The organism is Arthrobacter sp. P1_A5 (genome assembly GCF_056406825.1).
This window is the reverse complement of the sequence record NZ_JBFTZL010000113.1, coordinates 1-12,309: the sequence shown is the minus strand read 5'-3', so window position 1 is coordinate 12,309 and position 12,309 is coordinate 1. Positions and strand designations below refer to the sequence as shown.

Below are 12,309 nucleotides of genomic sequence, written 5' to 3'. Positions count from 1 at the left end.
GTCCTGGAGCACGTCGAGGGTGAGGCGCTCGGGGTTGTGGACGGAGGCGTCGAAGTAAGTGGCCGCGTACTTGATCCCGGGGTGCAGGCGGGGCAGCTCGGCCAGAGCGCGCTTGCGTCCGCGGAACTGGTGGCGCGGAACCGTGCCGCCGTCGCGGGAGAAGAAGTCGTACATGCTCAGGCCGAGCTTGATCAGGAACGCCCCGCGTTCGGTGTGCTTGCCCTGCTTGTGGGTCAGGAAGCGCATGGGGGCGGCCAGGACCCCGGAGAAGGTGCTGAAGATCGGGATCGTGGTCTGCAGCGGCTTAACGTAGTGCGGCGCGATCCGCAGAAGCCTGTTGCGTTCGGTCACCGACTCCTGGACAAGGCGGAACTCGCCGTTTTCGAGGTACCGGATGCCGCCGTGGATCATGTGGGAAGAGGCGCCGCTGGCACCCTGGCAGTAATCGCCGCGCTCAACGAGCGCCACATCCACGCCCTGCAGCGCAAGGTCACGGAACGTTCCGACCCCGTTGATTCCGCCTCCGATGATCAGAACCTGCGCGTGCCGCCGCGTCCGCAGCTTCTGCACCGAGGCGCGATCGTTCGCCGGTGTGCCGACTGAGCCCTTCTGTCCCAAAATTGCTCCCTTGGGTTTGATTCTGTGCGGCGCGCCCGTGGCGCGGCGCCGTTCAACACTATTCTTTGGACTAATGGAAAATGGAGTCAAGCACTATGCACAAACGTGCAGATGGGAAATGTCATGATGCAATCACGCCAGTCCGACGCCCTCCGCGCGGCCCAGCTGTATTACCTGCAGGACCTGACCATGGACGCCATCGCCCGCGAGCTCCGGACGTCCCGGTCCACGGTTTCCCGGCTGTTGTCCGCGGCGCGCGATTCGGGTCTGGTGCAGATCCAGATCCGCAGCCCGCTGGACACCGGGCCCGAACTCGAGGGCATGATCCGCGCCGAATACAAGGTGGATGTCCATGTCGTTCCGGTGGTGGACACCCTCAATGAGGCGGAAACACTGGACCGCGTGGCCATGCAGGCCGCCCGGACGATCGGACCGCTGGTGGACTCCAACGCCATCATCGGCGTCGCATGGGGCTCCACCCTGAGCGCCGTGAGCCGGCACCTGACGCGCAAGATCACCCACGACAGCGTGATCGTCCAGCTCAACGGCGCCGGGAATATGCAGACCACCGGTATCACCTATGCCTCGGACATCATGCGGCGGTTCGGCAGCGCCTACGGAGCACGGGTGGAACAGTTTCCCGTGCCGGCCTTCTTCGACCACGCCGCGACCAAAAAGGCCATGTGGAATGAGCGGAGTGTTCAGCGGATCCTGGAGCTGCAGGCCCGGATGAGCATCGCGATCTTTGGTGTCGGATCGGTCGACGCCGACTACCCCAGCCACGTCTACGCCGGCGGCTACCTCGATGAAGACGACTTKAACGTCCTGGCGAACTCCGATGTGGTGGGCGATGTTGCCACGGTGTTCTTCCGCGCCGACGGGTCCTCGGACGGCATCACTCTCAACGCGCGCTCCACCGGCCCGGACCTGGCCCAGCTCCGCCAGGTCCGGCGCCGCATCTGCGTGGTGTCCGGTGCTTCCAAAATCAACGGGCTCAGGGGCGCGCTGGCGGCAGGACTGGCCACCGACCTGATCCTGGACGAGGCCAGCGCCCGCAGGCTCGTCCGGTTCGACGGACTGGGCTGAGCGGCTACGGGGTAGCATGACCGGTGCGGCTGGCGGCAACGGCGGTCCGGCACTCTCCAGCGCCAGTGGGTAAAGTCTTTGTCATGAGACTCTCCCCCCGGCTGACCCTGAACAACGGAGTATTGATCGACCGGCTGGGGTTCGGGCTGTACAAGGTCCCCCCGGGCGACGCCGCCAGCCTGGTGACCATGGCGGTCGAGACCGGCTACCGGCACTTCGACACCGCCGCCATGTACGGCAACGAGACCGGCGTCGGCAAGGGAATCGGTGCCCTGTCCGGATTTGAGGGCACCGGAGGCGGGCCCGGGGAAACCGCACCCTACGTCTCCCGCGAGGACCTCTTCATCACCACCAAGGTCTGGAATGACGACCACGGCTACGACGCCACCATGCGTGCGTTCGACACCTCCATGTCCAACCTCGGCCTGGAATACATCGACCTCTACCTGATCCATTGGCCGTGCGCGCGCCGTGGCCTGTTCCCGGAAACGTACCGGGCCTTGGAGACGCTGTACCGCGAGGGCAAGGTCCGCGCAATCGGCGTCTCCAACTTCCAGCCGCAGCACCTGGACCGGCTCCTGGAAACGGCGGAGGTGGTGCCCGCCGTGAACCAGATCGAACTTCATCCCTGGCTGCAGCAGGATGAACTGCGGGAAAAGCATGAGCTGCTGGGCATCCGCACCGAGGCGTGGAGTCCTTTGGGCCGCGGCCAGGTCCTGAAGGACCCGGTGATCCTGGCCCTGGCGGCCGAACACGACCGCACACCGGCACAGATCATCCTGCGCTGGCACCTCCAGCTGGGCAATATCGCCATCCCCAAGGCCAGCTCGTCCGGCCGGATCCGCGAGAACTTCGAGGTCTTCGACTTTGAGCTCTCCCCGCTGGATATGACGGAGGTCGGCGGCCTCGAACGCGGCTTCCGGACCGGCTCCCACCCCGACAACGTCGCATAGGATTCGAACAAATGGAACAAGTGGATACCGGGTCCTCACGCACGCCCCTCTTCAGCGGCGGACTCGACGCCCGCACCCGGGCCGCGTCCGTTGAGGTTGACGGGGCCCGGATCGCGTACTGGGTCTACGAACCCGCCGAGGTCACCACCGAAACGCGCACCATCCTGGTGGTGCACGGGTTCCGCGGCGACCACCACGGCCTGCTCCGGGTAGCCGACCAGCTGACGGACATGCGCCTGATCATGCCGGACCTGCCGGGCTTCGGCAGCTCGGCCGCCTTCGCGGGAACCGGGCACAGCGTTGCCGGCTACAGCCAGTTCCTTGGCGGTTTCATGGCTGCTCTGGGACTGGGCGCGGACACGGTCCTGCTGGGGCATTCGTTCGGTTCGATCATCGCCAGCCATTTCGTGGCGGCCAACCCGGGTGCCGTGGCCGAGCTGATCCTGGTCAATCCCATCGCGGCGCCCGCCCTCGAAGGGCCCAAGGGCCTGATGACGAAGCTTGCGGTGCTCTACTACGAGGCCGCCGCACGCCTTCCCCAGCGGCTCGGGCTGGCTCTGCTGCGCAGCCAGGCGATCGTGCGGGTGATGAGCGTAACCATGGCCAAGACCGGGGACAAGGACATCCGCCGGTTCGTGCACGCCCAGCACAGTGCCTATTTTTCCTCCTTCGCGGACCGGGAGAGCCTGCTTCAGGCCTTCAAGGCCTCGGTGGGCAGCAACGTCACCGAGGTGGCCGGCGACCTGACGCTGCCGGTGCTGCTGATCGCGGGAGAGAAGGACGAGATCGCCATGCTGGCGGACCAGTACAAACTCGCGGCGCGGCTGCCGGACGGGAAGCTGGAGGTCATTCCCGGCGTCGGGCACCTGATCCACTACGAAACCCCCGAGCCCGCTGCCCGCTACATCCGACGCTTCCTAAAGGACCACGCCGCGTGAAAATTCTCATTGATGCCCGCTTCACCCGGCTGGACCACCACGACGGCATCAGCCGCTACGGCGCCAGCCTGATCGCGGCGGCCGCCAGGATCGCCGACGTCTCGATGCTGATCAGCGACACCCGCCAGCTCGCGCTCCTGCCCGACGTTCCGTACACCCTGATCAACAGCCCRCTCTCCCCGGCCGAACTCTTCGTGGCGGCCAAGGTCAACAAGCTGGGCGCCGACGTGGTGGTATGCCCCATGCAGACCATGGGCAGCTGGGGCCGGAAGTACGCCCTTGTGCTGACCCTGCACGACCTCATCTACTACGAGCACCCCACCCCTCCCGGATTCCTGCCGGCCCCCGTCAGGGTCCTGTGGCGCCTGTACCACAAGGCCTTCTGGCCCCAGCGGCTCCTGCTGAACCGGGCGGACATCGTGGCGACGATCAGCTCCACCACGGCGGCCCTGATGGCGAAGTACCGGCTCACCCGGCGTCCGGTCAGGATTGTCGGCAACGCCCCCCAGCACGGCCACACCCCGCGCGATCCTGGGGCGGGGGCCGACAAGACGCTGCTCTACATGGGTTCATTCATGCCCTACAAGAACGTGGAGACCATGGTCCGCGGCATGGCGGAACTCCCCGACATGACCCTGCATCTGCTCAGCCGCATCACGCCCGAGCGGCGGGCCGAACTCGAGGCCCTGGCTCCGGAGGGCGCAAGCATCGTTTTCCACAACGGGGTGACCGACGCCGAGTATGAGGCCCTTTTGGCACGCACCACCGCCCTGGTCAGCCTGTCCCGGGCCGAGGGCTACGGACTGCCGCTCGTCGAGGCCATGTCCCACGGCACGCCGGTGATTGCCAGCGACATCCCGATCTTCCGGGAGGTTGGTGACGACGCCGTCAGCTACGTGCATCCGGACTCCCCGGCGGAGTTTGCCGAGGCGGTGCGCACGCTCGAGGACCCCGCCCTGTGGAAGGCACGGTCCCGCCGTTCAGTGGAGCGGGCCGCAGACTTCAGCTGGGATGAGTCGGCGCGGCGGCTCGTGGCCGTCGCCGAAGAGGCCGTCGCGCTCCGGAACCGGCCCCGCGACCGGAAATAGCCGGAACGGCTGTAAGTGGCCGTCGCGGAGATCCACTCCGCGCCCCACCCGCAGCGAGGCCGGGATGACGCCGGTGTTGCGGGCCCCGACCACCCATTTGCCGCAGAGGGCCGCAATACGGACCCTCATTCCGGCCGTCTGTGGCGAATGGCCGCCGGCATGCGCGCCCGTTGTACAGAGGGACCGCCGTGCCGGTGGGGCCACGTGAGCCGCGGGGACGCAATGGAATGTCCTACAGGACGTCGACGCCGTCCAGGCGCAGTTGCACTGGGTCGTCGCTGCGCTTGGCTGCGGCCGCCGCCTTGACGGCCCGCATGACTGCCGTGGCAGCCGCGGCCTGGGCGTAGGGGATGAAAAGCAGGGTCCGGACCTCCTCGCCGGAGTCCCGGGGCACAGCATCCCGGGGCACAGCATCCCGCGGCGGCGTGCGGCCTGCCCCCGCGGCCGCCGGCAGAATGACGGGCGCGGGCCCGGCCGTCCGGAGGACGGTTCCCTGCGCCGCCAGCCGCTGCTGAATGGCATCCGTGAAATGGCCGACGGCGGTCCTGCCGCCGGTGACGGAGGCGACCCGCACGGCGGGCGGCAGCTKCAGCTCCTGCCGCAGTGCCAGTTCCCGGCTGGCGTATCCGGCGGGATCCCAGCGCAGCAGGGCGCCAACCCCGGCGGCGTCGTCGGCCGTGATGACTACCAGGCCGCCCTCGGAAGCGGGCCGCACCAGGGCCGCGGCGTTGAACCAGCGGCGGACCGCGTCCTCCCCCGCCCTCAGGTTTTCCCGGCGCAGCAGCGAGTCGCCGTCGAGCAGCAGGGCTGCGGCGTACCCGCCGAAAGCCACGGGTTCGGCACCGACGGTGGCCACCACGAGGGCCGCGGTCTCCGCAACAGTGGCCTTGATCTGGTCCCCGGAGGAGGTGATGACCGGTTTTCCCGGAAACGCACGGCCCAGCTCCTCCGCGGTGCGGAGGGCTCCCGTGGCGCCGCGCCTTAGCCTGGCGCCGTTGCACGTGCCGCAGCGCCAGGCCGGGGCAGGGGCCGAGCACCAGCGGCATTGCGGCACGGCGCTGCTCCCGGCCGGGCCGGCGATCGCCAGGGGGCCGCTGCAGGCGGTGCAGCGGGCCGGTTCACGACAGGTGTCGCACACCAGCGAGGGGGCGTAGCCGGCGCGGGCCACCTGGACCAGGACCGGACCCCGTTCCAGGCCTTCCTTGGCGGCCCGCCAGGCCGCACCGGGGAGCCTGGCGATCCGGGCGAGCGGGTCATGCTCGAGTTCGTAGCTGTCGGCTGTGTTCAGGACCCGCGGGACCGTCCGCCGCACGACGGCCCGGTCAGCTTCCACGGCCTGGGCCCAGCCGGAGGCGACCAGCCGCTCCGTTTCGGTGCTGCGCGAATGGGCCGCGAGCAGGCACGCGGCCCCTTCCTGGCCGGCCCGGAGCAGGAGGACTTCGCGGGTGTGCGCGTACGGGGAGCGCTGCTCGATGTGGAGGTCGTCGCCGTCGTCCCAGCAGATGACGAGCCCGAGGTTCGGCACCGGTGCGTAGGCCGCGGACCGCGTGCCCACGGCGACCCCGGCGGCGCCGCTGAGCACGCGCAGGAAGCTGCGGTAGCGCGGCGTCTGGCCGTCGTCCGCGGTGAGCCGGGCGACGTCGCCGGCGGGAAGCAGTTCCAGCAGGGCAGATTCCACGCGGTCAAGGTCCCGGTAGTCCGGCACCACCACGACGGCGCCGCGGCCGGAGATCCGTACCGCGGCCACCGCTTCGGCGATCATCCGTGGCCAGCCGGCGGGCCCGTACCCCTGCAGGGCGGTCAGCACGGCCCGGGGCGACTCCCCCGCGGCGAGGTGGGCGAGGAATGCCGCACCGTTGCGGTACCGGGTCCAGACGCTGCCGGCAGCCGGCGACGGAAGCGACACGTCGGTCGCCAGACCGAACGTTTCGGTGCCGAACAGCGCGGGATCGAGCCGGCTGTCCGGGGCGAATTCCTTTTCCAGCTTGGCCATGCGCGGCGGCACGGCAACGCGCAGGACATCGCTGACCGTTCCGGCGTAGCGCGAGGCGATCCGGCCGGCGAGCTCGGCTACAGCGGGGGTCAGGACCGGGACAGCGGAGAGCACCTTGTGCAGCGGCACCAGGGGGTGGCCGGCGTCGGATCCGGCGGTGCGCTCCAGCAGGTATCCGGCCAGTTCCTGCCCGTTGAATTTGACCTTGACCCGGACTCCGGGCATGGCGTCGGCGTCGAGGGCGGCGGGGACGCTGTAGTCGAAAGGCCTGTCCAGGTGGGGCAGCGAGGACTCGATCAGCACCCGCGCCACCGGCAGGTGGGCCGCAAGGGCAGGCCCGGACGCTTCCGCGGCGGAGGCGGGAAAACCCTGGAGCAGGGACAGCTGCTGGGGTTCACCGGGCGCGCCGTCGGCAGGATTGGGACTCACGGCTCGCACCTCCCCTCCGGATTGTTTCGACAACGACCTACTGACCGGGTACTCAAATTCAGGCCCCAAAAGCAGTGCACTCAAAAAGCGTGTAGCCAGGCCACCGGGAGGCGGCCTGGCTACAGCAGATCACGAGGCACTGACAAAACGCCCCAGAACGCCGGTGCGGTCCCGGGCCTTAGGCGTTAAAGAACGCCTTCAGCTCGTCCACCCGGTCCAGGCGTTCCCACGTGAAGTCCGGGTCTTCGCGGCCGAAGTGTCCGTGGGCGGCGGTCTTGGCGTAGATCGGGCGCTTGAGGTCGAGGGCGTCGATGATGGCCCGCGGGCGCAGGTCGAAGATCTCGGCGATCGCGGCGCTGATGCGGGCCGGGTCCACGGTTTCGGTTCCGAACGTCTCAACGTAGGTTCCCACCGGGCGGGCCTGGCCGATCGCGTAGGCGATCTGGATTTCGGCACGCTTGGCGAGGCCGGCGGCCACCACGTTCTTGGCGACCCAGCGCATTGCGTAGGCGGCCGAGCGGTCCACCTTCGACGGGTCCTTGCCGGARAAYGCGCCGCCGCCGTGGSGRGCCRYGCCRCCGTAGGTGTCGACGATGATCTTGCGGCCGGTRAGGCCSGCGTCCCCCACCGGGCCGCCAATCACAAAGGCGCCTGCGGGGTTGAGGATGTTGCGGGTCCGTGAGGTGTCCAGGTTGGACAGTGCCATGACCGGTCCCACCACGAGCTCGGCGAGGTCGGCCCGGAGCTGGTCCAGGCTGGTGCCTTCGGCGTGCTGGCTGGAGATGACGACGGTTTCGACCGAGACCGGGCGGTCGCCGTCGTAGCCTACGGTGACCTGGGTCTTGCCGTCCGGGCGCAGGTAGGCGAGTTCGCCGTTCTTGCGGACCTCGGTCAGGCGCTCGGAGAGACGGTGCGCGAGCCAGATCGGCACGGGCATGTAGGACGGCGTTTCGTCGCTGGCGTAGCCGAACATGAGTCCCTGGTCGCCGGCGCCCTGGAGGTCGTAGTCGTCCTCCTGGCGGCCCTCACGCGCTTCGAGGGAGTTGAACACGCCGCCGGCGATGTCGTTGGACTGCTGGCCGATGGATACCGAGACGCCGCACCGGGCACCGTCGAAGCCGTTGGCCGAAGAATCGTACCCGATGCCCAGGATGGTCTCCCGGACAATCTGGGGGATCTCGACGTAGGCGTCTGTGGTGACCTCGCCCGCGACGTGGACCAGCCCGGTGGTGGCCAGCGTCTCCACGGCTACCCGGGACTCGGGGTCTTTGTCGAGCAGGGCGTCGAGGATCGCATCGCTGATCTGGTCACAGATCTTATCGGGGTGGCCCTCCGTCACGGACTCGGACGTGAAGAGCCGGAGCGCGGCGGGCGTGGACCCGTGGAAGGCGGGGATGTGCAGCGGTAAAGTCACTCAACTACCTTACTGGTTGGATAACGGACGTCCGGCGGCGTGTGTCCCCGTGCTAAGGAGATGTTGGTTACGCCGGGCTACGCCGGCGGTACAGCCCGGCTCAGCTCGGCGCTGATCCGGTCGATCACGGCAGCCGCGACGTCGGATTTGGAACCCGACGCCTCTTGGGGTTCGGAGCCGTCACGGGAAAGGATGACTACTGTGTTCGTGTCCTCGCCAAAGACCAAGTCCCGGCCCACCTGGTTGACGACCAGCAGGTCGCAGGCTTTCCGGTGCAGCTTGGCCCGGGCATAGTCCAGGACATCACCGTCGGCATCGCCCGTCTCGGCGGCGAAGCCGACGATCAGCTGATTCCGGGACGCGGCGTCGCGGACCTCGACGAGTTCGCGCAGGATGTCGGGGTTGCGCACCAGGTTGATCACGGGATCGGCGACGTCGTCGCGTTTCTTGATCTTGGTCCCGGCGACGTCCGCCGGCCGGAAGTCCGCGACCGCGGCAGCCATGATGACGACGTCGGAGTCGGCGGCCGCGTGCAGCGCCGCCTCCCGCAGTTCCAGGGCAGTTTCGACCGGGACGAGTTCGACGCCGGCGGGCGCCGGGACTTCCATGTGGGCGGCCAGCAGGCGGACGCGGGCGCCGGCTGCGCGGGCGGCCGCGGCCAGGGCCACGCCCTGCTTGCCGGAGGAGCGGTTGCCGAGGAACCGTACGGGGTCCAGCGGTTCCCGGGTGCCGCCGGCACTGATGGTCACCGTCAGTCCGGCCAACGGCGTCACCGCCGGCTGCGCCGCTGCCGGCGCGGCGGCCAGGTCAGTGGTCGCGTCCGCGTCAACGGCCGGCCTCGCCTCAAAAGCGGCAGCCGTGCCGGCGCCGGCGAGGGCCATGGCGGCGGTGAAGATCGCCTCGGGCTCGGGCAGGCGGCCGGGCCCGGAGTCGGCGCCGGTCAGCCGCCCGCTCGTGGGTTCCAGCACCGTGACGCCGCGGCTGCGCAGGGTTTCGACGTTGGCTTCGGTGGCGGGGTGTTGCCACATTTCGGTGTGCATGGCCGGGGCCATGAGCACAGGGCAGTCGCCGGCCATCAGCAGGGTATTGGTGAGGAGGTCATCGGCCTGGCCGCTGGCCGCACGGGCCAGGAGATCGGCCGTGGCCGGGGCAACGACGATCAGTTCGGCCTCGTGGCCGAGCCGGACATGGTTGACCGTGTGGACGGCGTCGAACACGCTGTTGCTCACCGGGTGCCCGGACAGGGCCTCCCACGTGGCGACGCCGACGAAGCGGGTGGCCGCCTCGGTGGGGATGACCGTGACGTCATGCCCGGCTTCAGTAAAAAGCCGGAGGAGCGATGCCACCTTGTAGGCGGCAATCCCTCCCCCGACTCCGAGGACTATGCGCACATGATCTCCGTCAACAGGCAGTCTGTTTACTTGGCTCTTCCCGCGGGGGGAATTACTCTGCGGTTTCGATCGGCGTGGAGACGAGCTTGCCTTCGTTGATCTCGCGCAGGGCGATCGACAGGGACTTCTCGTTCAGCTTGGTGTCGACCAGCGGGCCAACGTACTCAAACAGGCCCTCATGCAGCTGGGCGTAGTACGCGTTGATCTGGCGTGCGCGCTTGGCACCAAAAATCACCAGTCCGTACTTCGAGTCGGCGGCCTTCAGCAGCTCGTCGATCKGCGGGTTGATGATGCCTTCAAGGTTCGTGGACACGAATTCTCCAAATTCTAACGGGCCGGTACGTCCCGGCGCCTAGCGCGGGTTCGGGGTCAGCCCCATGAGTGAAACAAGCTCGTCCGCTGCCCGACGAACGTCATCATTGATGACGGTGTGGTCGAACTCCGGTTCAGCGGCAAGTTCTAGTTTAGCGGTTTCCAGCCTCTGCTGCTGTTCTTCGGCGCTTTCCGTGCCGCGGCCGACCAGCCGGCGGACCATTTCGTCCCAGCTCGGGGGCGCCAGGAACACAAACTGGGCATCCGGGACGGCCTGCTTGACCTGCCGGGCGCCCTGCAGATCGATCTCCAGCAGCACCGAGCGGCCCTMGGCAATGGCGGCGTCAACCGTGCTCCGCAGCGTGCCGTAGCGGTTCCGGCCATGGACGACGGCCCACTCGAGCAGTTCGCCGTTTTCGACCAGGGAATCGAATTCCTCGGCCGATTTGAAGAAGTAGTGGATCCCGTCCTGCTCCCCCGGCCGCGGCGGACGCGTAGTGGCCGACACGGAGAGCCAGACGCCGGGGTAGTTGTCCCGGATGTARGTGGACACGGTGCCTTTRCCAACAGCCGTCGGRCCGGCGAGGACTGTCAGTCCCGGTTTCTTGCTCACATATTCCTTTGGGCSGTGGWGGGCAGCTCGGCKGACCGRRCTAYTTGTCGTCAATAAAATCTACCAGCGCCCGGCGCTGGTGGATTCCCAGGCCGCGGACCCGTCGGGATTGTGCGATGCCGAGCTGGTCCATGATGGCCGCCGCCCGGACCCGGCCGATCCCGGGCAGGGCCTCGAGCAGCTCCACGATTCTCATGCGGGCAATGGCGTCGTCGGATTCGCCTGCACTGATGACATTGGCGATGGTCAGCTCGCCCGTCTTGAGCCGCTCCTTTGCCTCGGCCCTGGTGGCTCTTGCGGCAGCGGCCTTGCGAAGGGCGTCGGAACGCTCCTGAGGAGTGAGTGGTCTCAAACTCACGGAAGGCCTCCCTGCATGGCGGGACGGGGCACTCATGCCCTTGCCCCGAACCTACGCTCAGGCGGCGGCAGAAATCAATGGAAATCTGCGCGCCGGCCAGTTCGGGAACGGGAAAAGCGCAATCCCGAACGGGACAGCCCCCGGCCCGGGTCCGGCAGCTCCGGTCCCGGGCCGGCGAGGCGGCTGCCGCTAAGCCGCGAGGAGTTCGTCGAGGGTGCGCCGCGCGGCATCCCGGAGGGACTGCAGCTGCGGTCCGGCGCCGAGAATGTCCCGGCTCGAGGTCCCCAGGACCTGGGGATAGGCCGCACCGAACGTGCGGCGCAGGTCCGCGGCCGTGGCGCCCTGAGCGCCCAGCCCCGGGGCCAGGATCGGCCCGCGGACCGCCGCCAGATCGATATCGAGTGCGGAAAGGGCCGAGCCCACCGTGGCACCGACCACCAGGCCCACGGAACCGAGCGAACCGTCATAGCGCTGGTTCTCCACCGCGGCCGCTTCGGTGATCCGCCGTGCGACGGAATCCGCCCCGCCGACGTGCTGGACCGAGGCGCCCTCCGGGTTCGAGGTCAGCGCGAGGACGAACACCCCGCGCCCGGTCCCGGCCGCCAGGTCCAGGGCGGGCCGGAGCGACTCAAAGCCCAGGTACGGGCTCAACGTCACCGAATCCGCGGCCAGGGCCGAGCCGTCCCGCAGCCAGGCATCCGCGTAGGCGGCCATGGTGGAGCCGATGTMGCCGCGTTTGGCGTCCGCGATGGTCAGCACGGACGCTTCCGCCGCCGCGGCCAGGGTGCGTTCGAGCACGGCGATTCCAGCCGATCCGTGGCGCTCGTACAGGGCCACCTGCGGTTTCACCGCGGCAGCGAGGGAGCCCACTGCCTCCAGCACGGTCAGCGAGAAGCGTTCCAGCCCGGCGGCGTCGTCAGTGAGCCCCCAGCGCTGCAGCAGCGCCGGGTGCGGGTCGATGCCGACGCACAGCGGGCCGCGGTCCGCCATGGCCCGCCCCAGCCGGGAGCCGAAGGTTTCCCGGCCGGCCGCCGGGGCGGTGGATGCCTCAGGCATCCTGGAGCGCCTTCAGGTTCGCGGCGTGTTCCTGCAGGCTCGTGACCGACCATTCGTAGG

12 protein-coding genes are annotated in these 12,309 nt (G+C 68.7%); 4 read left to right on the top strand and 8 right to left on the bottom strand.

What is annotated here, in order from left to right; all coding sequences use genetic code 11:
• On the bottom strand, nucleotides 1-618 hold a 618-nt coding region (locus AC1D1S_RS14560), incomplete at its 3' end, for an FAD-dependent oxidoreductase (RefSeq protein WP_476994779.1).
• 123 nt (nucleotides 619-741) lie between these two features.
• Between AC1D1S_RS14560 and AC1D1S_RS14555 the strand changes: the two genes are divergently transcribed.
• The 4 genes from AC1D1S_RS14555 to AC1D1S_RS14540 all read left to right on the top strand — a co-directional run bounded on the left by AC1D1S_RS14555 (nucleotide 742) and on the right by AC1D1S_RS14540 (nucleotide 4,683).
• Nucleotides 742-1,704, top strand: coding sequence for a sugar-binding transcriptional regulator (locus AC1D1S_RS14555; protein WP_476994778.1), 963 nt, complete (start codon nucleotides 742-744; stop codon nucleotides 1,702-1,704).
• An 83-nt stretch (nucleotides 1,705-1,787) separates the two neighbouring features.
• On the top strand, nucleotides 1,788-2,657 hold the full coding sequence (locus AC1D1S_RS14550; protein ID WP_243177385.1) for an aldo/keto reductase: 870 nt from the start codon (nucleotides 1,788-1,790) through the stop codon (nucleotides 2,655-2,657).
• 11 nt (nucleotides 2,658-2,668) lie between these two features.
• Entirely contained in the window at nucleotides 2,669-3,595 is a 927-nt protein-coding gene (locus AC1D1S_RS14545; RefSeq protein WP_476943616.1) for an alpha/beta fold hydrolase, read from the top strand.
• On the top strand, nucleotides 3,592-4,683 hold the full coding sequence (locus tag AC1D1S_RS14540) for a glycosyltransferase family 4 protein (RefSeq protein WP_243177383.1): 1,092 nt from the start codon (nucleotides 3,592-3,594) through the stop codon (nucleotides 4,681-4,683). The genes AC1D1S_RS14545 and AC1D1S_RS14540 overlap by 4 nt, the downstream gene beginning before the upstream one ends.
• 232 nt (nucleotides 4,684-4,915) lie before the next feature.
• Here AC1D1S_RS14540 and AC1D1S_RS14535 read toward each other — a convergent pair whose 3' ends face one another.
• From AC1D1S_RS14535 to pyrF, 7 genes are all read right to left on the bottom strand, one after another.
• Nucleotides 4,916-7,105: a primosomal protein N' gene (locus tag AC1D1S_RS14535; protein WP_476994777.1), complete on the bottom strand. Its 2,190-nt coding sequence runs from the start codon at nucleotides 7,103-7,105 to the stop codon at nucleotides 4,916-4,918.
• A 178-nt stretch (nucleotides 7,106-7,283) separates the two neighbouring features.
• Nucleotides 7,284-8,519 carry a methionine adenosyltransferase gene (gene metK / locus AC1D1S_RS14530; RefSeq protein ID WP_476994776.1) on the bottom strand — a complete coding sequence of 412 codons (1,236 nt, stop codon included), beginning with the start codon at nucleotides 8,517-8,519 and terminating at the stop codon, nucleotides 7,284-7,286.
• Nucleotides 8,520-8,596: 77 nt separating this feature from the next.
• Complete coding sequence (locus AC1D1S_RS14525; protein ID WP_476994775.1) at nucleotides 8,597-9,910, bottom strand: bifunctional phosphopantothenoylcysteine decarboxylase/phosphopantothenate synthase; 1,314 nt, start codon at nucleotides 9,908-9,910, stop codon at nucleotides 8,597-8,599.
• A gap of 52 nt (nucleotides 9,911-9,962) precedes the next feature.
• Nucleotides 9,963-10,223: a DNA-directed RNA polymerase subunit omega gene (gene rpoZ / locus AC1D1S_RS14520; protein WP_476994774.1), complete on the bottom strand. Its 261-nt coding sequence runs from the start codon at nucleotides 10,221-10,223 to the stop codon at nucleotides 9,963-9,965.
• A gap of 39 nt (nucleotides 10,224-10,262) precedes the next feature.
• Nucleotides 10,263-10,835: a guanylate kinase gene (gene gmk / locus AC1D1S_RS14515; RefSeq protein ID WP_476994773.1), complete on the bottom strand. Its 573-nt coding sequence runs from the start codon at nucleotides 10,833-10,835 to the stop codon at nucleotides 10,263-10,265.
• 40 nt (nucleotides 10,836-10,875) lie between these two features.
• Nucleotides 10,876-11,193: an integration host factor, actinobacterial type gene (gene mihF, locus AC1D1S_RS14510; RefSeq protein ID WP_028276460.1), complete on the bottom strand. Its 318-nt coding sequence runs from the start codon at nucleotides 11,191-11,193 to the stop codon at nucleotides 10,876-10,878.
• Between the two features lie 189 nt (nucleotides 11,194-11,382).
• Nucleotides 11,383-12,249 (bottom strand): orotidine-5'-phosphate decarboxylase, encoded by an 867-nt coding sequence (gene pyrF, locus AC1D1S_RS14505; RefSeq protein WP_476994772.1) that lies wholly within the window; start codon nucleotides 12,247-12,249, stop codon nucleotides 11,383-11,385.
• Nucleotides 12,250-12,309 lie beyond the last annotated feature (60 nt).